The sequence below is a fragment of the Streptomyces poriticola genome (assembly GCF_036689765.1).
Classification (GTDB): Bacteria; Actinomycetota; Actinomycetes; order Streptomycetales; family Streptomycetaceae; genus Streptomyces; species Streptomyces poriticola.
On record NZ_JBAGKH010000026.1, the window covers coordinates 30,167 to 51,880 of the forward strand.

The window sequence follows — 21,714 nt, forward strand, 5'->3', positions numbered from 1 at the left end:
CACCCTCCTGCAGCCCGAACGGCCTGTTCAACGCCTGTCGGGGCGCTGTGGCACGGAAGTGACCGTTCCGCTAACGAGTCCGGGAACGGTGACCGCGAGCGGATGGGACACTGGACGCCAACCCGCGCGCATGCAACGGTGCTCGCTCGCGACCTCTGTGCTCCCGTGCGCCCCCACCCCGGGAACTGAGATCCTGACCGGGCGCATCCCTGTGGGTAGCCACAACACCCAGAGGGCGGCTCGGCAGAGGGCACCGACGCGGGGAACGAACAGCACGTCACCCGGGGGAATGAGGGGGGTAGCAATGCCTCGTTGGAAGGCCTTGCCGGACGGACTCGATCCGCAGATCAAGGAGTTCGCCGGCCAGTTGCGTCGCCTGGTGGACCGCAGCGACCTGAGCATCGCCGCGCTGGCCGACGCCACCGGCTACAGCAAGACGTCCTGGGAGCGGTATCTCAACGGCCGGCTCCTCGCGCCGAAGGGCGCGATCGTGGCCCTGGCCGAGGTGACCGGGACCAACCCGGTCCATCTCACCACTCTGTGGGAGCTCGCCGAGCGGGCCTGGAGCCGCTCGGAGATGCGGCACGACATGACCATGGAGGCGATCCGCATCTCCCAGGCGCGCGCGGCGCTCGGGGACCCGGGCGGCAGCACGCCTCCGGGCGGTCACCGCCAGAGCAGGTCGGGCGGCCGGACCGGTGGCCGCCGGGGCGGCAGCGTCACGGCCACCCCCGGGATCGCCGGGCCGGCCGGGGTGGCGCCCACGATGCCGCCGGCGGTGCCGGTCCAGCCGACCGCCGCGGACAGCGCCGACGCGACGCGTACGGCAGGCCCGGCCTCGCCGGCGGCCGGGGGGCCCAGCGACGGCAACTCGTGGGGGCTGGCCGGGTACCGGGGACCCTCGCCGGCCGGCGGCCGGCCGGGGGGCGGCACGAGGCCGGCCGCCGGACCTGCCGGACCTGCCGGACCTGCCGGACCTGCCGGACCTGCCGGACCTGCCGGACCTGCCGGCGCCGCCGGTCCGGTGGGCGCCTACGGTGAGCCGCCCCGGGTCGGCGGTGCGTACGGCGAGCCGCCCAGCGGCGGCAGCGGGCACGGCACGCGCGGTGGCGGTGGCGGCAAGCGGGTGACGACCTTCCTCGCGGGTGTCGTCGGCGTGCTGGTCGTGATCGCGGGCGCCTTCTACCTCCTCGACGACGGCGGCGGCCGGAAGGACGACGCCAAGCCGTCCCCCTCGCCCACCGCGAGCACCGAAACCGAACTGCCGCCCGGCGTGCAGTGCAGCGGCGACAGCTGCACCGGCAAGGACGCCGAGGTGATGGGCTGCGGCGGCGACCTGGTGGTCACCGCGCGGACGGCCGCCGTCGGCACCGCCGTCGTCGAGGTCCGCTACAGCAAGACCTGTGGTGCCGCGTGGGGGCGGGTCACTCAGGCCGGTCAGGGCGACGAGGTGCGCGTGAGCGCGGGCGAGGCCCGGCAGACCGGGGCGATCACCGTGGCCGGCGACACCGTGGCGTACACGCCGATGGTCGCGGTCGACAGCGCCGCCGAAGCGACCGCCTGCGCCGTCCTCGCCTCCGGCCAGGAGGGCTGCACGGAGTAGGCATGTCCCCCTGCATCGCGGGCACGTGAGTAGTACCCCCCACGGGAGTCCGGCAACGGTGTTCCCGAAGCGGCGGTCGCCCTCGTCCCTCCTCTCCCGGACGGGCGGCCGCCTCTTGGTTGCGGCCCGTTGCCGAGACGGGTGAGCCGGGCCACACCGACCCGGAGACGTCCGGGGCCGCGGATGCGCGATAGCCTGACCGCCGGGTCGGTCTCTTGACGCCAAGAGATCGATCAAACGTAGCGGGGCAGGGACGCCCCACCGCCAGCTGTCATACGGAGAACGCCATGACCCGCACTCCCGTGAACGTCACCGTCACCGGCGCGGCCGGCCAGATCGGTTACGCCCTGCTCTTCCGCATCGCCTCCGGCCAGCTGCTCGGCGCGGACGTGCCGGTCAAGCTGCGCCTCCTCGAGATCACCCCGGCGCTGAAGGCCGCCGAGGGCACCGCCATGGAGCTGGACGACTGCGCGTTCCCGCTGCTCCAGGGCATCGAGATCACCGACGACCCGAACGTCGCCTTCGACGGCGCCAACGTCGGCCTGCTGGTCGGCGCCCGCCCGCGCACCAAGGGCATGGAGCGCGGCGACCTGCTGGAGGCCAACGGCGGCATCTTCAAGCCGCAGGGCCAGGCCATCAACGCACACGCCGCGGACGACATCAGGGTCCTGGTCGTCGGCAACCCGGCCAACACCAACGCGCTGATCGCGCAGGCCGCCGCCCCGGACGTACCGGCCGAGCGGTTCACCGCGATGACCCGCCTGGACCACAACCGCGCGCTGACCCAGCTGTCGAAGAAGACGGGCACCCCGGTCTCGGAGATCCGGAAGCTCACGATCTGGGGCAACCACTCCGCCACCCAGTACCCGGACATCTTCCACGCCACGGTCGCCGGCAAGAACGCCGCCGAGGTCGTCAACGACGAGCAGTGGCTCGCCGACGACTTCATCCCGACCGTCGCCAAGCGCGGCGCCGCCATCATCGAGGCCCGCGGCGCCTCCTCGGCCGCCTCCGCCGCCAACGCCGCCATCGACCACGTCTACTCCTGGGTCAACGGCACCCCGGAGGGCGACTGGGTCTCCATGGGTATTCCGTCGGACGGCTCCTACGGCGTCCCGGAGGGCCTGATCTCCTCCTTCCCGGTCACCGTCAGCGACGGGAAGTACGAGATCGTCCAGGGCCTGGAGATCAACGACTTCTCCCGCGCCCGGATCGACGCCTCCGTCAAGGAGCTCGCGGAGGAGCGCGAGGCGGTCCGCGCCCTCGGCCTCATCTGAGTCCCGCTGCCTGTCCGACGGGCCCCGCTCCGGTGCGCACCGGAGCGGGGCCCGTCGGTGTACGCGCACCAGGGCGGGCCCGGTCAGCCGGATCCCTGTGCCCCCGCCTCCTCCAGCCGCTTCTCGAACCGGTGGGCCCCGTACACGTGCTCGGCGTAGGCCGGGATCTCCCGGTAGCCGCACGCCCGGTACATCGCCTGCGCCTCGGCGAGCACGGCGTGCGCGTCCAGCCGCACCACCCGGCAGCCCCGGGCGGCGGCCTCGCGCTCCAGCGCGTCCAGCAGCCGCCGGGCGAGCCCCAGCCGCCGGGCGTCCGGGTGCACCCACACGTGCTTGATCTCGCCGGTGGCCGGGCCGAGCGAGCGCAGTGCGCCGCACCCCACCGGGCGGCCCTCCTCGTACGCCACGAAGAACGCCCCGGCCTCCCCGGAGACCTCCTCCGGGCGCACCAGGTCCGCCGGATCGAAGCCCGTCGGGAAGCGGGCGTCGAGGTCGGCGGCGCAGGCGTCGAGACAGGTGCGCGCGTCCGGGGCGCGGCCGTCGACCGGCTCGACCGCGATGGCCGCCAGCCGCAGCAGCCGCCCCGCGGTGGCCAGGGCCTCGGTCAGCTCCCGGCGCCGGGGCGGATCCAGACCGCGGAGCAGTGCGGCGGCGAGTGCGTCGGCCCGTCGGTTCTGCTCGGCCACCTCGGCGCGTCCGGCCGCCGTCAGCTCGGCCAGCCGCAGCCGGCTGTCGTGCGGGTGCACGCCCAGCCGGACCATGCCCTGCGCCTGGAGCGCCTTGACCATGCGGCTCAGATAACCGGCGTCCAGGCCGAGCCGGCCGCGCAGCTCCCGCAGCGGGACCCCGCCCCCGCCGTCGCTCTCCGCGATCTCGAACAGCAGCCGGGCCTCGCCCAGCGGGCGGTCCTGGCCGAGGCTGTGGTCGTCCAGGACGCCGATACGGCGGGTGAAAGAGCGGTTGAACCCGCGCAGACCGGTCACCTGCTCCGCTGAGACTGGCTCCATGACGTTTGACTTTAGTCAAGGATTTTGTGCTGGACCAGAGCCTCGGAGTGGTGTTTTGTCTTAACTGTCCGTATTACTCGTGACGCAGCACACTTTCGGCCATGGATCCCGCATGCATCCACCGGCTCTGGGCAGGGGCTAACGGTCCCGAGAGTGGCACGCGTGTGACACAGGGGCGCTGAACAGGAACGGAAGGCAGTACCGGATCATGGCGGACAGCACCGAACTTCAGGAATACCGGACGCGGCAGACCATTCATGCGGGAGGCGAATGGCTGGAAGCGTCCTCGGGCGCGACCCGCGAGATCATCGATCCCGCGGACGGTCGCCCGTTCGCCGTGGTCGCGGAGGGCGACGCGAAGGACGCCGACCTCGCCATCGCCGCCGCCCGGCGCGCCTTCGACGAGGGTGAATGGCCGCGCACGCCGGTCGCCGAGCGCGCCGCCCTGCTGCGCCGTGTCGCGGACCTGCTGGTGCGCGACCGGGAGCGGATCGGCCTGCTGGAGGCCCGCGACGCGGGCAAGACCGTCGAGGAGGGCCGGGTCGACGTCGACTGCGTCGCCGACGCCTTCCGCTACTTCGCCGACCTGGTCGCCGGCGAGGCCCCCGGCCGGGTCGTCGACGCCGGCTCGGCCGACATCCACAGCGTCGTCGTGCACGAGCCGATCGGCGTCTGCGCGATGATCACGCCCTGGAACTACCCGCTGCTCCAGGCCAGCTGGAAGGTCGCCCCCGCGCTCGCGGCCGGCAACACCTTCGTCATCAAGCCCAGCGAGATCACCCCGCTGACCACCGTCGCCCTGGTCGACCTGCTGGTCGAGGCGGGGCTGCCGGCCGGTGTCGCCAACATCGTGACCGGCCCCGGCCACTCCGTCGGCGCCCGGTTCGCCGAGCACCCCGACGTCGACCTGGTCTCCTTCACCGGCGGCCTGGTCAGCGGCACCAAGGTGGCCGAGGCCGCCGCGCCCACCGTGAAGAAGGTCGCCCTGGAACTCGGCGGCAAGAACCCCAACGTCGTCTTCGCCGACGCCTGCGCCACCGACGAGGCCTTCGACACCGCCGTCGACCAGGCGCTCAACGCCGCCTTCATCCACAGCGGGCAGGTCTGCTCGGCGGGCTCCCGGCTGATCATCGAGGAGTCCCTCAGGGACCGCTTCGTCGCCGAGATCGCCCGCCGCGCCGAGAGGATCCGGCTGGGCGTCGGCACCGGAGACGGCGTCGAGTGCGGCCCGATGGTGTCCGAGCAGCAGCGCGCCAAGACCGAGGACTACGTCGCCTCCGCGCTGGCCGAGGGCGCCGTGCTGCGCTGCGGCGGCAAGCGCCCCGAGCCCTCCGGGACCCGGCCCGCGGACGGCTACTTCTACGAGCCGACCGTCCTGGACCAGTGCCACCGCGAGATGCGAGTGGTCCGTGAGGAGGTCTTCGGACCGGTCCTCACCGTCGAGACCTTCCGCACCGAGGACGAGGCCGTCGCCCTGGCCAACGACACCGAGTACGGTCTCGCGGGCGCCGTGTGGACCGCCGACGCCGGCCGCGCCCGGCGCGTCGCCGGCCGGCTGCGCCACGGCACCATCTGGATCAACGACTTCCACCCCTACCTGCCGCAGGCGGAGTGGGGCGGCTTCGGCAAGAGCGGCACCGGCCGCGAACTCGGCCCGGCCGGGCTCGCCGAGTACCGCGAGACCAAGCACATCTACCAGAACCTCGCGCCCCGGCCGGTGCGCTGGTTCGCCGGCTGACCTCCCCGCAGCCCCGACGGGGGCCGAACCGACCGCGGCCCCCGTCCCCCTGAACGTCCCCTCCCGCAGCACCCCGATGGAGTGAGTACCCTCATGCCCGAGACCACCCGCGAGTACGACTACGTCGTGATCGGCGGCGGCACAGCAGGATCCGTCATCGCCTCCCGGCTCACCGAGAACCCCGACGTCACCGTCGCCGTCATCGAGGGCGGCCCCAGCGACGTCGGCCGCGACGACGTGCTGACCCTCCGCCGCTGGATGGGCCTGCTCGGCGGCGAGCTCGACTACGACTACCCGACCACCGAGCAGCCGCGCGGCAACTCCCACATCCGGCACAGCCGCGCCCGGGTGCTCGGCGGGTGCTCCTCCCACAACACCCTCATCGCCTTCAAGCCGCTGCCCTCCGACTGGGACGAGTGGGAGGAGGCCGGCGCCGCCGGATGGGGCGCGGTGCAGATGGAGGCGTACTACGCCCGGCTGCTGAACAACGTCGTCGCCGTCGACGAGAAGGACCGCAACGCCATCGCCCGGGACTTCGTCGAGTCCGCGCAGACCGCGCTGGACGTCCCCCGCGTCGAGGGCTTCAACAGGAAGCCGTTCAACGAGGGCGTCGGCTTCTTCGACCTGGCCTACCACCCGGAGAACAACAAGCGCTCCTCGGCGTCGGTCGCCTATCTGCACCCGGTGATGGACGACCGCCCCAACCTCACCCTCATGCTGGAGACCTGGGCGTACCGGCTGGAGCTGGACGGCACCAGGGCCGAGGGCGTGCATGTGCGCACCAAGGACGGCGAGGAGATCCTGGTCAAGGCCCGCCACGAGGTGGTGCTGTGCGCCGGCGCCGTCGACTCCCCGCGCCTGCTGATGCACTCCGGCGTCGGCCCCCGCGCCGACCTGGAAGCGCTCGGCATCCCGGTCGTCCACGACCTGCCGGGCGTCGGCGAGAACCTGCTCGACCACCCCGAGTCGGTGATCGTGTGGGAGACCCACGGCCCCATCCCGGAGAACTCCGCGATGGACTCCGACGCCGGCCTGTTCGTGCGCCGCGACCCGCAGCACGCGGGCCCGGACCTGATGTTCCACTTCTACCAGATCCCGTTCACGGACAACCCGGAGCGACTCGGCTACCAGCGGCCGGAGTTCGGCGTCTCCATGACCCCGAACATCCCCAAGCCCAAGAGCCGCGGCCGGCTCTACCTGACCAGCGCCGACCCCGAGGTCAAGCCCGCGCTGGACTTCCGCTACTTCACCGACGAGGACGACTACGACGGCCGTACCCTCGTCGACGGCATCAAGATCGCCCGTGAGGTCGCCAAGACCCAGCCGCTGGCCGGCTGGCTCAAGCGCGAGGTGGCCCCCGGCCCGGACGTCACCGGCGACGAGGAGCTCAGCGAGTACGCCCGCAAGGTCGCCCACACCGTCTACCACCCGGCCGGCACCTGCAAGATGGGCGCCGCCGACGACAGCACCGCCGTCGTCGACCCCGAGCTGCGCATCCGCGGACTGCAGGGCATCCGCATCGCCGACGCCTCCGTCTTCCCCACCATGACCGCCGTCAACCCCATGATCGGCGTCCTCATGGTCGGGGAGCGTGCCGTCGAGCTGATCGGTGGTGACGCCCGATGAGCACCGTCCCCAACCCCGCTGCCGCAGCCGACGACGCGATATCCAAGGACATGACCAAAGACATAGCCAAGGACGAGTCCACGGACATCGCCAAGGACATGGCCGAGGACGCGCCCGTCTTCTCCGTCGAGGGCCTGTGGAAGGTCTTCGGCCCGAGGGCGGACCGCGTCCCCGCCGACCCCGAGCTGGCCGCCCTCGGCCCCGCGGAGCTGCGCGCCCGCACCGGCTGCACCGCCGCCGTACGGGACGTCTCCTTCGACGTGCGCAAGGGCGAGGTCTTCGTCGTCATGGGCCTGTCCGGCTCCGGCAAGTCCACCCTGGTGCGCTGCCTGACCCGGCTGATCGAGCCCACCGCCGGCCACCTCGCCATCGACGGCGAGGACGTCCGCGCCATGGACAAGAACCGGCTGCGCGAACTGCGCAGGCACCGCGCCGCGATGGTCTTCCAGCACTTCGGACTGCTCCCGCACCGCACCGTCCTGGACAACGTGGCCTACGGCCTGGAGATCCAGGGCGTCGGCAAGGCCGAACGCCGCGAGCGGGCCGCCGCCGTGGTCGAGAAGGTCGGCCTGGCCGGCATGGAGCTGCGCCGGCCCTCCCAGCTCTCCGGCGGCCAGCAGCAGCGCGTCGGCCTGGCCCGCGCGCTCGCCGTCGACCCCGAGGTGCTGCTGTTCGACGAGCCGTTCAGTGCGCTCGACCCGCTGATCCGGCGGGACATGCAGGAAGAGGTCGTCCGGCTGCACCGGGACGAAGGCCGCACCATGGTCTTCATCACCCACGACCTCAGCGAGGCGCTGAAGCTGGGCGACCGCATCGCGCTGATGCGCGACGGCGCCGTGGTCCAGCTCGGCACCCCCGAGGAGATCGTCGGCTCGCCCGCCGACGACTACGTCCGCGAGTTCGTCCGCGACGTGCCGCGCGAGCAGGTCATGACCGTCCGTACGGCCATGCGTCCCGGCGACTGCGGCGCCGCCGACCACCCGGACGCCCTCGCCCCCGGGACCGTGGTCTCCGGCGCCATCGAGGTCGTCGCCCGCACCGGCCGGGCCGCCTGCGTCGTGGACGACGGCCGCTGCCTGGGCCAGGTCGACCACGCCGACCTGCTGCGGGTGGTCGCCGGGATCGACGGCAGCCCGGCGAAGGAGGCCGCCTGATGAGCGCCGCCGACAGAACCCCCGCCGCGGACGGGATCTCCGCGACCGGCCGGGGGTGGGGCATATGAGCGCCGTCGTCACCCCCGCCCCGCCGTCCACACCCACGGAACCGGCCAAGGAGCCCGCGCCGTCCGCGGCCCGCTCGGTCCTGGCCCACCCCCTCGTGCGCCGCCTTCTGCCGCTGGCCGTCGCCGCCGCCGTGCTGGTGCCGCTCGCCGCCGCCCTCTGGGGCAGCGGGGTCTGGCCGTCCGCGCTGACCGTCGACGTCAAGACCCCGCTGGACGACGCCTACGCCTGGGTCGTGCGGAACCGGGACACCAACCCGGTCTTCCTCTACTTCCTGCTGCACCTGAGCAACTGGGCCGACGGCTCCGTCGGCTGGATGACCGACCTGCTGGTCAACCTCGGCTGGTTCCCGGTGACGCTGGGCGCCGTCCTGCTCTCCTGGCGCATCGGCGGCCTGCGCAGCCGCCGCGGGCTGAAGCTCGCCGGCATCACGCTGGGCGCCTTCGCGGTGTGCGGTGTGCTCGGCATGTGGGAAGCCACCATGGAGACCCTCGCCCTCATGGCGGTCGCGGTCGCCGTGTCCGCGGTCATCGGCGGCCTGCTCGGCCTCGGCGGCGGTCTGTCCGACCGGTTCCAGAAGATCCTGCGCCCGGTGCTGGACACCATGCAGATCATGCCGGCGTTCGCCTATCTGCTGCCGCTGGTGCTGCTCTTCGGCATCGGCGTGCCCTCCGCGCTGATCGCCACCATCATCTACGCCGCCCCGCCGATGGCCCGGCTCACCGCACTCGGCCTGCGCGGGGCCGACGCCGGCGTGATGGAGGCCGCCCAGTCGCTCGGCGCGAGCCCCTGGCAGCGGCTGCTGACCGCACGGCTGCCGCTGGCCCGCAAGGAGATCCTGCTCGGCCTCAACCAGACGATCATGATGGCGCTGTCGATGGTCACCATCGCGTCCGTCATCGGCGCCGGCGGCCTCGGCGAGGAGGTCTTCCAGGCGCTGTCCACCGTCGACGTCGGCAAGGCGCTCGCCGCGGGCATCCCGATCGTGCTGCTCGCCGTCTGGCTGGACCGCACCACCGCGGCCGCCGGTGACCGGCTCGGCGAGGGCTCCGACCCGTCCGCCCTCCGGCTGCTGCACGGCTGGCGCGGCTGGAGCCTGACGGCCGGGGTGTTCGCCGTGGTCGCCACGGTGGGCGCCGCGCTGCTCATCGAGGAGTGGCCCGAGCCGTGGACCGTGGACATCTCCCCGCCGGTCAACGACGCCGTGAACTGGTTCACCGGCCACCTCGCCGAGGGCGTGCCCGTCCTGGGCGGCACCCGCACCTGGGCCGACGGCTTCACCATGTGGGTGCTCGACCCGCTCCGCGACGGTCTGACCGCCACCCCGTGGTGGCTGCTCGTGCTGATCGCCGCCGTGTTCGGACTGCTCGCGGGCGGCTGGGGCGCGATGGCCACCGCCGGCCTGGCGATGGCCGGCGTCGGCGTCATCGACGTGTGGGACAACTCCCTCGACACCCTGTCGCAGGCCGTCGCGGGCGTCGTCGTCACCCTGGTGCTGGGCTTCCTGATCGGCGTGGTCGCGGCCCGGGTGCCACTGCTGGAACGCATGCTGCGGCCGCTGCTCGACACCATGCAGACCCTGCCGCAGTTCATCTACCTGATCCCGGTGGTGGCCCTGTTCAACGTGGGCCGCTCCGCCGCCGTCGCCGCGGCCGTGCTCTACGCACTGCCCGCCGTCGTCCGGATCACCGTGCAGGGCCTGCGCCAGGTCGACCCCGCCGCGCTGGAGGCCTCCCGCTCGCTGGGCGCGAGCACCTTCCAGCAGATCCGCCAGGTCCAGGTGCCGCTGGCCCGTCCGGCGCTGATGCTCGCCCTCAACCAGGGCGTCGTCCTGGTCCTGGCCATGGTCATCGTCGGCGGCTTCGTCGGCTCCGGCGCGCTCGGCTACGACGTCGTCTACGGCCTGCAGAAGAGCGAACTGGGCACCGGCCTGACCGCCGGCGTCGCGATCGTGCTGCTCGGCCTCGTCCTCGACCGCACCACCCAGCGCACCCGGCGCGGCACCGCCGCGCGCTGACCCCGAACCCGGCACCGGCACCCCGCCCGGAGCCCGCAGGGCCGCCGCCCCGACGCGGTGACTCCTGCCCGCAGTAACAACCGCCCAGAGAAACGGAAGACCCCGCAATGCAGAAGAAGAACCTGCCCTCCCGCAAGAACAGAAAGCAGCTCACCCGCGCCGCGACGGCCGCCGCCGTCGTCCTCGGCATCACCGGCCTGAGCGCCTGCGGCGCCGCCGACACCGGCTCCTCCTCGTCGAAGGGCGCCACCGACTCGGTCACCATCGTGGTGCCGTCCTGGGTCGGCGCGGAGGCCAACGCGGCCGTCGCGAAGTACATCCTCGAGAACGAGCTGGACACCGAGGCCAAGCTCACCCAGCTCGACGAGTCCGTCGGCTTCGACGCCCTCAACAGCGGCAAGGCCGACGCCATCCTGGAGGACTGGGGCGGTGCCCCGAAGAAGGTCCAGCTGTACGTCGAGGACAAGAAGTCCATCGTCGAGGGCGGCGACCTCGGCGTCGTCGGCCACATCGGCTGGTTCGTGCCGAAGTACCTGGTCGACGAGCACCCGGACATCACGGACTGGAAGAACCTCAACAAGTACAAGGACCTCTTCAAGACCGCCGAGAGCGGCGACAAGGGCCAGCTCCTGGAGGGCTCGCCGTCGTACACCACCAACGACGACGCGATCATCAAGAACCTCGAGCTGGACTACAAGACGGTCTACGCCGGCTCCGAGGCCGCCCAGATCACCCAGATGAAGGAGGACTACAAGGCCAAGAAGCCCTTCATCACCTACTGGTGGACCCCGCAGTGGCTGAACGCCCAGATCGACCTGGTCGAGGTGAAGCTGCCCGAGTACAAGGAGGGCTGCGACGCCGACCCCGAGAAGGTCGACTGCGGATACGCCCAGACCCCGCTGCAGAAGTACTTCAACGCCGACTTCGCCAAGGACGGCGGTGACGCGGCCGAGTTCCTGAAGAACTTCAACTGGACCGCCGAGCAGCAGAACGAGGTCGCCGCGATGATCGCCGACCAGAAGATGAGCTCGGAGGCGGCGGCCGAGAAGTGGGTCAAGGCCAACGAGGACGTCTGGAAGAAGTGGCTGCCCTAACTCCCACCGGACGTCACAGGCGCGCCGCGCTCTCCCGCAGTGCGTCGGACGCTTCACGCTGCAGCCATGGCCCGAACGTGACCCGGGTGGCCCCGAGTCCGCCGAGAACGGCGGGCGAGGGGTCCCTCCCGGGCCTGGCCAGCGCGTTCAACGGCCCCTCGGCACCGGCCCGCAGCAGCGGCAGCAGGTCCGCCGGGGCGCCGATCGGATAGACGCAGTCGGCGCCCGCGGCGACGTACAGCGCGGCCCGCTCGACCGCCCGGTCCGGGTCGGCGACACCCCGCAGGAACGTGTCGACACGCGCGTTGAGGAACAGCCGGTCCCCGGACGCCGCCCGCACCTCGGCCAGCCACTCGGCGTGCTCGTGCGGGTCCCGGAGCACCCCGGCCGCGGAGTCCTCCAGGTTGCAGCCCACGGCCCCCGCCCCGAGCAGCCGTTCCACCAGCTCCTTCGGCGCCAGCCCGTACCCGCCCTCCAGGTCCGCCGACACCGGCACGTCCACGGCGCGCACGATCCGCTCGACCGCCGCGAACATCTCGTCGGCCGGTGTCCGCCCGTCCGCGTACCCGAGCGATGCGGCGACCCCCGCGCTGGGGATCGCGAGCGCCGGGAACCCGGCCTCCTCGAAGACCCGGGCGCTCATCGCGTCCCACGGCCCCGGCAGCACCAGCGGATCCCCGGGCGCCCGGCCGAGATGCAGCCCGCGGAACACCTCGGCCCCCGCCGTCACGCGTGCTGTCCCGGCCGGTAGTGGCCCGGGGCCATGCGGCAGGTCACGCCGAACCGGTTCCAGGCGTTGATCACCGCGATCGCGGAGACCAGCTGCGCCAGCTCCGCCTCCCCGAAGTGCCCGGCCGCCCTCTCGTACACCGCGTCGGGCACGAAGCCGTCGGTCAGCACGGTCACGGCCTCCGTCAGCTCCAGCGCGGCCAGCTCCTTCTCCGTGTAGAAGTGCCGCGACTCCTCCCAGGCGCTGAGCTGTACGATCCGCTCCACGCTCTCGCCCGCGGCGAGCGCGTCCCTGCTGTGCATGTCGACACAGAGGGCGCAGTGGTTGATCTGCGAGGCCCGGATCTTCACCAGCTCGTACAGCGTGGGGTCGAGGCCCCGCCGGGCGGCGCCGTCCAGCCGGACCATCGCCTTGTAGACCTCGGGGGCGTGCTTGGCCCACTCCAGCCGTACGGGGAGCTCGGCGGCGTACCGGGTGTTCTCGCTGTGCGTCATGGTCCCGTCGTTCGTCATGACTCGACCCTAGGAACGAAGCAGCCCAGGAGTATGGTCCATTTCCATGCCGGAATCCTGGGCCACTCTGGGTATCGACCTGCATCTGGAACCGACCGGACCGGGCCTGCGCCGCGGCCTCACCGACGCGCTGCGCGACGCCGTCCGCACCGCACGCCTGGCCCCGGGCACCCGGCTGCCGTCCTCCCGCGCCCTCGCCGCCGACCTCGGCATCGCCCGCAACACCGTCGCCGAGGCCTACGCCGACCTCGTCGCCGAGGGCTGGCTCACCGCCCGCCAGGGCTCCGGCACCCACGTCGCCGACCGCGCGGTCGCCACCCCGGCGGCAAAGGCCGCTCGCCCCCGCATCCCCGCCCGCCCCGCCTACGACCTCCGCCCCGGCAGCCCCGACCTGGCCGCCTTCCCCCGCGCCGAGTGGCTCCGGGCCACCCGCCGCGCGCTGGCCGCCGCCCCGCACGACGCCCTCGGCTACGGCGACCCGCGCGGTCGCCCCGAACTGCGCGCCGCCCTCGCCGGCTACCTCTCCCGCGCCCGGGGCGTGCACGCCGACCCCGAACGCGTCCTGGTCTGCGCCGGGTTCGCACACGCCCTGGGCCTGCTCGCCCGGGTGCTGAGGGCCCGTGGCGTACAGACGGTCGCCGTCGAGTCGTACGGCCTCGCCCAGCACCGCGAGCTGCTGACCACGGCCGGACTGCGCACCGTCCCGCTGCCCTTCGACGACCGGGGCACCGACCCGCGCACACCCCCCGAGGACGCCGGAGCCGTACTGCTCACCCCCGCCCACCAGTTCCCCATGGGCATGGCGCTCCGCCCCGACCGGCGGGCGGCCGTCGTCGACTGGGCGCGGCGCACCGGCGCCGTGGTCCTGGAGGACGACTACGACGGCGAGTTCCGCTACGACCGGCAGCCCGTCGGCGCCCTGCAGGGCCTGGACCCCGGCCGCACCGTCTACCTCGGCACCGCCAGCAAGTCCCTCGCCCCCGGCCTGCGGCTGGCCTGGGCGGTGCTGCCGCCGGGCCTCGCCGAGGAGGCCGCCGAGGCCAAGGGCGGCACCGACACCTGCGGGGCGCCGGAGCAGCTGACCCTCGCCGAGTTCCTCACCTCCGGCGCCCACGACCGGCACGTCCGTGCCGCCCGGCTGCGCTACCGGCGCCGCCGCGACGCCCTGGTCGCCGCGCTCGCCGCCCGCGCCCCCGAGGTCCGGGCCACCGGCATCGCCGCCGGACTCCACGCCGTGCTGCGGCTGCCGCCCGGCACCGAACCGGAGGTGCTGCGGGCGGCGGCCTGGCAGCGCCTCGCCCTGTTCGGGCTGGCCGGATTCCGCCACCCGCAGGCGGTCACCGACCCCGTCGACGCCGTGGTCGTCGGCTACGGCACCCCGCCCGACCACGCCTGGACGGGGGCTCTCGACGCCCTGTGCCGGGTACTGCCGTAGAGTCCCCTCCCGGCAACGCCCGTACGACGGTCGGACATGAGGGGGAGTCAAGGATGGCGGAAACTCGACGGCGGTTGCGCTCCAGCACCGTGGCGCTCGGCAGCATGGGGGTCATCGCGGCAGCGCTGACCTCCTGCAGCTCCGAACCCGACCGCCGCTGCGTGGACCGCGACAGCTACGACTTCCTCCACGGCTACAAGGTCATCGCCGACGGGAACTGCACCTCCGGCGGCGCGTCCGGCGCGTCCGGCTCCTCCTACGGCGGCTCCTACGGGGCACGCTCCCAGGACCCCGACTGGTACTACGACCCCGACGTCAGCGGCGGCTTCGCCGACGACGGCACCTTCAGCCGCGCCGCCGCCGTCGACCGGGGCGGCATCGGCTGCTCCGCCTCCGGCAGCAGGGGAGGCTGAACGTGGAGCGCCGCACCACCCGGCCCCGCCCCGGCTGGCAGCAGACCGTCGAGGACCAGGGGCTGATATACCCCCTCACCCGCTACCCCGACGACTCGCTGCGCCCCTACTGGGACGAGAGCGCCTACTACGTCTTCTCCCTCGACGAGGTCGAGGCCCTGGAGGAGACCGTCGAGGAACTGCACCGCATGTGCCTGGCCGCCGCCGAGCACATCGTCGCCGAGAACCGCTTCGCCGACCTCGGCATCACCGACCCGCGCATCGCCCGCGCGGTCGCCGAGGCCTGGCGCCGGCGCGCCGAACTGCCCTCCGTCTACGGCCGCTTCGACCTGCGCTACGACGGCACCGGCCCCGCCACCCTGCTGGAGTACAACGCCGACACCCCCACGTCGCTGGTGGAGGCCGCCTCCCCGCAGTGGTTCTGGATGGAGGAGTGCTTCCCCGGCGCCGACCAGTGGAACTCCCTGCACGAGCGGCTGATCGACGCCTGGAAGAAGCAGGCCGCGCTGCTGCCGCCGGGCAGCCCGCTGTACTTCGCGCACTCCGAGGCCGACGAACTCGGCGAGGACCTGATGACGGTCGCCTACCTCAAGGAGACCGCCGAGCAGGCGGGGCTGGCCACCGACTGGATCACCGTGGAGGAGATCGGCTGGGACCGCCTCTCCCGCCGCTTCGTCGACACCAGGCTCCGGTTCATCCGCAGCGTCTTCAAGCTCTACCCCTGGGAGTGGCTCACCACCGACCGCTTCGCCGGCCACGTCCTGGACACCCTCGACAACGGCAGCGGCACCGGCTCCACCCTGTGGATCGAACCCGCCTGGAAGATGCTGCTGAGCAACAAGGCACTGCTGGCGATCCTCTGGGAGCTGTACCCCGGCCACCCCAACCTCCTGCCCGCCTACGTGGACGGCCCGCGCGGGCTGGCCCGCACCACCGGCTGGGTCGCCAAGCCGCTGCTGGGCCGCGAGGGCGCGGGCGTGACGATCCACGCCCCCGGCACCGAGCCCACCCCGCGCGAGGAACCCTGCTGCTACCAGGCCCTGGCCCCGCTCCCGGACTTCGACGGCAACCGCGTCGTCCTGGGCGCCTGGGTCGTGGAGAACGAGTCCGCGGGCCTGGGCATCCGCGAGTCCTCGGGCCTGGTGACCGACGAGTACGCCCGCTTCCTGCCCCACGTGATCCTCTGAGCGGACGCCGCCGCTCGTATGGTGGACGCCGGGCCACCCCACCGAGGACCGCCCGGTACGCTGACCACGGGCCGTGACTGGCGCGCTGGGATGGGATCGACCATCGGGAAGCGGCCCGTGGCAGGACATGTGCCGTGCGCCTGGGCCGAACCGTGAACCGTGACCGCTTCAAGCCACGCCGCCCGGAGGCCGAGATGTCAGAGCAGCAGCCGCTCACCCCCGCTTCCACCGCCTACCGCGCCGCCCTCGACGTGATCCGCACCGTCGAGCCGCGCGTCGCCGACGCCATCGGCCAGGAGGTCGCCGACCAGCGCGAGATGCTCAAGCTGATCGCCTCCGAGAACTACGCCTCCCCGGCCACCCTGCTGGCGATGGGCAACTGGTTCAGCGACAAGTACGCCGAGGGCACCGTCGGCCGCCGCTTCTACGCCGGCTGCCGCAACGTCGACACCGTCGAGTCCCTCGCCGCCGAGCACGCCCGCGAGCTGTTCGGCGCCCGCCACGCCTACGTCCAGCCGCACTCCGGCATCGACGCCAACCTGGTGGCCTTCTGGGCCGTCCTCGCCGACCGCGTGGAGGCGCCCTTCCTGCAGAAGACCGGCGTCCGCCAGATCAACGACCTCTCCGACGCCGACTGGGCCGAGCTGCGGCAGGCCTTCGGCAACCAGCGCATGCTCGGCATGTCCCTGGACGCCGGCGGCCACCTCACCCACGGCTTCCGGCCGAACATCTCCGGCAAGATGTTCGACCAGCGTTCCTACGGCACCGACCCGGCCACCGGCCTGATCGACTACGACGCGCTGCGCGCCCAGGCCCGCGAGTTCAAGCCGCTGATCATCGTCGCCGGCTACTCCGCCTACCCCCGGCTGGTGAACTTCCGGATCATGCGGGAGATCGCCGACGAGGTCGGCGCGACCCTCATGGTCGACATGGCGCACTTCGCGGGCCTGGTCGCCGGCAAGGTCCTCACCGGGGACTTCGACCCGGTCCCGCACGCCCAGATCGTGACGACCACCACACACAAGTCGCTGCGCGGCCCGCGCGGCGGCATGGTGTTGTGCGACGACTCCCTCAGGGACCAGGTCGACCGCGGCTGCCCGATGGTGCTCGGCGGCCCGCTGCCGCACGTCATGGCCGCCAAGGCGGTCGCCCTGGCCGAGGCCCGGCAGCCCGCGTTCCAGGACTACGCCCGGCGCATCGTCGACAACTCCCGCGCGCTGGCCGAGGGCCTGCTGCGGCGCGGCGCCACCCTGGTCACCGGCGGCAGCGACAACCACCTCAACCTGATCGACGTCGCCGCCTCCCACGGCCTCACCGGCCGCCAGGCCGAGGCCGCCCTGCTGGACTCCGGCATCGTCACCAACCGCAACGCCATCCCCGCCGACCCCAACGGCGCCTGGTACACCTCGGGCATCCGCATCGGCACGCCCGCGCTCACCACCCGAGGCCTGGGCACGGCGGAGATGGACGAGGTGGCCGGCCTGATCGACCGCGTCCTGACCAGCACGGAGCCGGGCACCACCAAGTCCGGCGCCCTCTCCAAGGCCGCGCACGTCCTCGATCCCAAGATCGCCGACGAGATCTCCCACCGGGCGACCGACCTGGTGGCGGGCTTCCCGCTGTACCCGGAGATCGACCTGGGCTGACGGGCACCCCGTGGGGTTCGCGGGGAACTGCGCGGCCACGACGGTCCGCAGTTCCCCACGCACGGAGCCCTCCACCCGCTCTGAGACAATGGTGGGCATGGCGAATGACCGACCCCGCGTGCTCTCCGGCATCCAGCCCACCGCCGGCTCGTTCCACCTCGGCAACTACCTCGGCGCCGTCCGCCAGTGGGTGGCCCTGCAGGAGACCCACGACGCGTTCTACATGGTCGTCGACCTGCACGCGATCACGGTCCCGCAGGACCCGAAGGAACTGCGCGCCAACACCCGGCTGGCCGCGGCCCAGCTGCTGGCCGCCGGTCTGGACCCGGAGCGCTGCACACTGTTCGTCCAGAGTCATGTCCCCGAGCACGCCCAGCTCGCCTGGGTCATGAACTGCCTCACCGGTTTCGGCGAGGCGAGCCGCATGACCCAGTTCAAGGACAAGTCCGCCAGGCAGGGTGCCGACCGCGCCTCCGTCGGCCTGTTCACCTACCCGATCCTGCAGGTGGCCGACATCCTGCTGTACCAGGCGAACGAGGTGCCGGTCGGCGAGGACCAGCGCCAGCACATCGAGCTCACCCGCGACCTCGCCGAGCGCTTCAACGGCCGGTTCGGGCCGACCTTCACCCTCCCGAAGCCCTACATCCTCAAGGAGACGGCGAAGATCTACGACCTCCAGGACCCGTCGATCAAGATGAGCAAGTCGGCGTCCACGCCGAAGGGCCTGATCAACCTCCTGGACGAGCCGAAGGCCACCGCCAAGAAGGTCAGGAGCGCGGTCACCGACACGGACACCGTGATCCGCTTCGACCCCGAGACCAAGCCGGGCGTCAGCAACCTCCTCTCCGTCTACTCGACGCTCACCGGCACGGCCGTCGCCGAGCTGGAGCAGAAGTACGAGGGCAAGGGCTACGGCGCGCTGAAGACCGACCTCGCCGAGGTCATGGTCGACTTCGCGACGCCGTTCCGGGAGCGCACCCGCAGCTACCTCGACGACCCCGAGACGCTCGACGCGATCCTGGCCAAGGGGGCGGAGAAGGCCCGCGCCGTCGCCGCCGAGACCCTCGCGCAGACGTACGCGCGGGTGGGCTTCCTGCCCGCCAAGCACTGACCCGAGCATCTGAAGCGCCGCACATCACTCCGGTTGCGCCTGCCGGTGGCGGGGTCGTGGCCGTACAGTCGATATCCGAGTGGCCGCGACCGCGGCCACTCCTGCTCGCCGGCGGGGCGGGCGGCACCGACAGAACGACAGGAGACGACGTGGGGACCGTAACGATCGGTGTGTCGATCGCGGTCCCGGAGCCTCACGGCAGCGAGCTCCAGCAGCTGCGCGCGGGCTTCGGCGACGCCGCGGCGCACTGCATCCCCACGCATGTCACCCTGCTGCCGCCGACGGAGGTCGCGGCGGCGTCGCTGCCCGCGATCGAGACGCACCTGGCGGACGTCGCGGGCGCCGGGCGGCCCTTCCCGATGCGGCTGTCCGGCACCGGGACCTTCCGGCCGCTGTCGCCGGTGGTCTTCGTCCGGGTGGTGGAGGGCGGCGAGGCCTGCGCCTGGCTGCAACAGCAGGTCCGGGACGCCTCCGGCCCCCTGGCACGCGAGCTGCAGTTCCCTTACCACCCGCATGTGACGGTGGCGCACGGCATCGAGGAGGCGGCGATGGACCGCGCCTTCGAGGAGCTCGCCGACTACGAGGCCCAGTGGCCCTGCAGCGGCTTCGCGCTGTACGCGCAGGGCGCCGACGGCGTCTGGGGCAAGCTCCGCGAGTTCCCCTTCGGCAGCGCGGTCGTCCCGCCGCAGGCCGGTCACGCGGTGCGCGGCTCCCTGCCCACCCGATAGCCGTCCGGAGGGGCCTCCCTACAGCGGCAGCCGCCGGAACACCCCGCGCGGCAGATGCCGCACCGCCGCCATCACCAGCCGCAGCGCTCCCGGCACCCACACCGTCTCCGAGCGCCGCCGCAGCCCCAGCTCCACGGCGGTCGCCACCGCCTCCGGCGTCGTCGCCAGCGGTGCCTCCGCCGTCCCTGCCGTCATCCGGGTGCGCACGAACCCGGGCCGTACGACCATCACGTGCACGCCCGTGCCGTGCAGCGCGTCGCCCAGGCCCTGGGCGAAGGCGTCCAGGCCGGCCTTGCTGGAGCCGTAGATGAAGTTGGCGCGGCGGGCCCGCTCTCCGGCCACCGAGGACAGCACGACCAGCGAGCCGTGGCCCTGCGCCTGGAGCGCGCGGGCGCAGACCAGCCCGGAGGAGACGGCGCCGGTGTAGTTGGTCTGGGCGACCCGTACCGCGCCGGCCGGCTCCCGCTCGTCGTGGGCCTGGTCGCCGAGCACCCCGAAGGCCAGCAGCACCAGGTCGATGTCGCCCTCGGCGAAGACCTTGCCGAGCGCCGCCTCGTGCGACTCGGGGTCCAGGGCGTCGAAGCCGACGGTGCGGACCGTGGCGCCGAGACCGCTCAGCTCGCCGGCGGCCCGGTCCAGCGCGGGTGAGGGACGGCCGGCCAGCCACACGGTGCGGGTGCGGCGGGCGATCAGACGGCGCGCGGTGGCCAGCGCGATCTCGGACGTACCGCCGAGGACGAGGAGGGACTGGGGGAGGCCGAAGGCATCCTTCACGGCGGCTCCAAGGACGATCGGAGGGGCGAACAGACGGGTGGACAGAGGGGCTGATCAGGGGGTGATCACGGGGCGGTCAGGGGGGTGACCGGGGAGAGGCGATCAGAGGGCGAGCCGGCGGGAGAGGTCGGAGACGAAGACCCCGCGCGGATCCAGCTCCGCGCGCAGCGCACGGAAGTCGTCCAGGCGCGGGTACATCGCCGCGAGCAGCTCGGGCCGCAGCCGGGCGTCCTTGGCGAGGTAGACCCGGCCGCCCGCCGCGGCGACCTCCTCGTCCAGCTCGTCGAGGAAGGCGCCGAGACCCGGCAGGTTCGCCGGGATGTCCAGGGCCAGCGTCCACCCGGGCACGGGGAAGGAGAGCCAGCCGGGGTCGGCGTCCCCGAAGCGCTTGAGGACGGCCAGGAAGGACGGGCAGCGGCGCTCGGAGATGCGGTGCACGATGCGGCGCAGGGCCTCCTCCCGGCCGTAGCCGACGGCGAACTGGTACTGCACGAAGCCGCCGCGGCCGTAGATCCGGTTCCAGTGCGGGACGCCGTCCAGCGGGTGGAAGAAGCCGGGGAGCCGCTGCAGTCCGCCGGTCCTGGCCCGGGGTGCCGCGCGGTACCACAGCGCGTTGAACAGGCCGACGGTGGTGCGGCTGAGCAGGCCCTCGGGGACGAAGGCGGGGGCGGCCGGGAGCCGGGGGGTGCGGAAGGCGAGCGGGCGGCGCCGGGCGCGGCAGCGGTCCGGCAGGGCGGCCAGCGGGGCGTGGTCGCCCCGGGTGAGCACGGCGCGGCCGGTCGCGGCGCCGCGGGCCAGCAGGTCGATCCAGGCGACGGAGTAGCGGTAGCGGTGGTCTGTCGCGGCGAGACGGGCCATCAGATCGTCGAGGTCGTGGGCCCGCTCGGTGTCCACCGACATCAGTGCGGTCTCGACCGGCTGCAGCCGGACCGTCGCGGTGAGGATGACCCCGGTCAGGCCCATGCCGCCCGCAGTGGCGTCGAACAGCGTGGTGCCGGGGCGCACCGAGCGGACCTGGCCGTCGGCGGTGAGCAGCTCCAGGGCCAGCACATGCCGGGAGAAGGAGCCGGACACATGGTGGTTCTTGCCGTGGACGTCGGCGCCGATCGCCCCGCCGACGGTCACCTGGCGGGTGCCGGGGGTCACCGGCACGAACCAGCCGAGCGGCAGCAGCACCTCCATCAGCCGGTGCAGGGAGACGCCCGCGTCGCACAGCACGGTGCCGCCCTCGGCGTCGATCGCGTGGATGCGATCCAGGCCGGTCATGTCCAGCACGGCACCGCCCGCGTTCTGCGCCGCGTCCCCGTACGCCCGCCCCAGCCCCCGGGGGATGCCGCCGCGGGCGCCGCAGTCCCGGACGGCCGCCGCGACCTCCTCGTACGTCCGGGGCCGGATCAGCCGGGCGACGGTGGGCGCGGTGCGGCCCCACCCGGTGACGGAGACGGTGGTGTCGGCAGCCATGGCGGTGACCGTATCGCCGATATCTGAGCGATCACTTGTGAAACATCCCGGAACAACTCGTTCGTCCCCGAAACGGGTGATTAATGGGATGTCACTCAATCATCCCGGAGTTTTTCCGGAGCTCCGGCCCGCCGG

At 72.9% G+C, this 21,714-nt stretch carries 18 protein-coding genes and 1 riboswitch; of the genes, 13 read left to right on the top strand and 5 right to left on the bottom strand.

Annotated elements, in window-relative coordinates:
- Positions 1 to 304: 304 nt before the first annotated feature.
- Positions 305 to 1,603, top strand: coding sequence for a helix-turn-helix domain-containing protein (locus tag V5O46_RS25015; RefSeq protein WP_332886943.1), 1,299 nt, complete (start codon positions 305 to 307; stop codon positions 1,601 to 1,603).
- A 287-nt stretch (positions 1,604 to 1,890) separates the two neighbouring features.
- A complete protein-coding gene (locus tag V5O46_RS25020) occupies positions 1,891 to 2,880 on the top strand; it encodes a malate dehydrogenase (RefSeq protein ID WP_332886944.1) in 990 nt (329 codons plus the stop codon).
- Positions 2,881 to 2,963: 83 nt separating this feature from the next.
- Here V5O46_RS25020 and V5O46_RS25025 read toward each other — a convergent pair whose 3' ends face one another.
- The gene (locus tag V5O46_RS25025) at positions 2,964 to 3,887 is read right to left on the bottom strand and encodes a helix-turn-helix domain-containing GNAT family N-acetyltransferase (RefSeq protein WP_332886945.1); all 924 of its coding nucleotides are present in this window, start codon (positions 3,885 to 3,887) and stop codon (positions 2,964 to 2,966) included.
- A 208-nt stretch (positions 3,888 to 4,095) separates the two neighbouring features.
- Here V5O46_RS25025 and V5O46_RS25030 point away from each other — a divergent pair, with 208 nt between their 5' ends.
- From V5O46_RS25030 to V5O46_RS25050, 5 genes are all read left to right on the top strand, one after another.
- Positions 4,096 to 5,625, top strand: a complete 1,530-nt coding sequence (locus V5O46_RS25030) for an aldehyde dehydrogenase family protein (protein WP_332886946.1) — start codon at positions 4,096 to 4,098, stop codon at positions 5,623 to 5,625.
- 93 nt (positions 5,626 to 5,718) lie between these two features.
- Positions 5,719 to 7,251 carry a GMC family oxidoreductase gene (locus V5O46_RS25035; RefSeq protein WP_332886947.1) on the top strand — a complete coding sequence of 511 codons (1,533 nt, stop codon included), beginning with the start codon at positions 5,719 to 5,721 and terminating at the stop codon, positions 7,249 to 7,251.
- Positions 7,252 to 7,349: 98 nt separating this feature from the next.
- Positions 7,350 to 8,405, top strand: coding sequence for a quaternary amine ABC transporter ATP-binding protein (locus V5O46_RS25040; RefSeq protein ID WP_332887005.1), 1,056 nt, complete (start codon positions 7,350 to 7,352; stop codon positions 8,403 to 8,405).
- A 64-nt stretch (positions 8,406 to 8,469) separates the two neighbouring features.
- The gene (locus V5O46_RS25045; protein ID WP_332886948.1) at positions 8,470 to 10,488 is read left to right on the top strand and encodes an ABC transporter permease; all 2,019 of its coding nucleotides are present in this window, start codon (positions 8,470 to 8,472) and stop codon (positions 10,486 to 10,488) included.
- Positions 10,489 to 10,595: 107 nt separating this feature from the next.
- Positions 10,596 to 11,582: an ABC transporter substrate-binding protein gene (locus V5O46_RS25050; RefSeq protein WP_332886949.1), complete on the top strand. Its 987-nt coding sequence runs from the start codon at positions 10,596 to 10,598 to the stop codon at positions 11,580 to 11,582.
- A gap of 13 nt (positions 11,583 to 11,595) precedes the next feature.
- On the opposite strand, the gene V5O46_RS25055 is transcribed toward V5O46_RS25050, so the two are convergent.
- Positions 11,596 to 12,312, bottom strand: coding sequence for an isocitrate lyase/PEP mutase family protein (locus V5O46_RS25055; RefSeq protein ID WP_332886950.1), 717 nt, complete (start codon positions 12,310 to 12,312; stop codon positions 11,596 to 11,598).
- Positions 12,309 to 12,824 carry a carboxymuconolactone decarboxylase family protein gene (locus tag V5O46_RS25060; RefSeq protein ID WP_408649051.1) on the bottom strand — a complete coding sequence of 172 codons (516 nt, stop codon included), beginning with the start codon at positions 12,822 to 12,824 and terminating at the stop codon, positions 12,309 to 12,311. Before V5O46_RS25060 ends, V5O46_RS25055 begins: the two co-directional genes overlap by 4 nt.
- Before the next feature lie 46 nt (positions 12,825 to 12,870).
- On the opposite strand from V5O46_RS25060, the gene pdxR reads away from it, so the two are divergent.
- The 6 genes from pdxR (at position 12,871) to V5O46_RS25090 (ending at position 19,344) form a co-directional block, all read left to right on the top strand.
- Positions 12,871 to 14,259, top strand: coding sequence for a MocR-like pyridoxine biosynthesis transcription factor PdxR (gene pdxR, locus V5O46_RS25065; protein WP_332886951.1), 1,389 nt, complete (start codon positions 12,871 to 12,873; stop codon positions 14,257 to 14,259).
- Positions 14,260 to 14,312: 53 nt separating this feature from the next.
- Positions 14,313 to 14,672 carry a hypothetical protein gene (locus V5O46_RS25070; RefSeq protein ID WP_332886952.1) on the top strand — a complete coding sequence of 120 codons (360 nt, stop codon included), beginning with the start codon at positions 14,313 to 14,315 and terminating at the stop codon, positions 14,670 to 14,672.
- Positions 14,673 to 14,674: 2 nt separating this feature from the next.
- Complete coding sequence (locus V5O46_RS25075; protein WP_332886953.1) at positions 14,675 to 15,859, top strand: glutathionylspermidine synthase family protein; 1,185 nt, start codon at positions 14,675 to 14,677, stop codon at positions 15,857 to 15,859.
- A gap of 63 nt (positions 15,860 to 15,922) precedes the next feature.
- Positions 15,923 to 16,012, top strand: a riboswitch (ZMP/ZTP riboswitch).
- 41 nt (positions 16,013 to 16,053) lie between these two features.
- Positions 16,054 to 17,505 (top strand): glycine hydroxymethyltransferase, encoded by a 1,452-nt coding sequence (locus V5O46_RS25080; RefSeq protein WP_332886954.1) that lies wholly within the window; start codon positions 16,054 to 16,056, stop codon positions 17,503 to 17,505.
- 97 nt (positions 17,506 to 17,602) lie between these two features.
- On the top strand, positions 17,603 to 18,616 hold the full coding sequence (gene trpS, locus V5O46_RS25085; RefSeq protein WP_332886955.1) for a tryptophan--tRNA ligase: 1,014 nt from the start codon (positions 17,603 to 17,605) through the stop codon (positions 18,614 to 18,616).
- Between the two features lie 149 nt (positions 18,617 to 18,765).
- Positions 18,766 to 19,344 carry a 2'-5' RNA ligase family protein gene (locus V5O46_RS25090; RefSeq protein WP_332886956.1) on the top strand — a complete coding sequence of 193 codons (579 nt, stop codon included), beginning with the start codon at positions 18,766 to 18,768 and terminating at the stop codon, positions 19,342 to 19,344.
- An 18-nt stretch (positions 19,345 to 19,362) separates the two neighbouring features.
- On the opposite strand, the gene V5O46_RS25095 is transcribed toward V5O46_RS25090, so the two are convergent.
- Entirely contained in the window at positions 19,363 to 20,118 is a 756-nt protein-coding gene (locus V5O46_RS25095) for a decaprenylphospho-beta-D-erythro-pentofuranosid-2-ulose 2-reductase (protein ID WP_332886957.1), read from the bottom strand.
- A gap of 102 nt (positions 20,119 to 20,220) precedes the next feature.
- Positions 20,221 to 21,579, bottom strand: a complete 1,359-nt coding sequence (locus V5O46_RS25100) for an FAD-binding protein (protein ID WP_332886958.1) — start codon at positions 21,577 to 21,579, stop codon at positions 20,221 to 20,223.
- Positions 21,580 to 21,714: the final 135 nt, after the last annotated feature.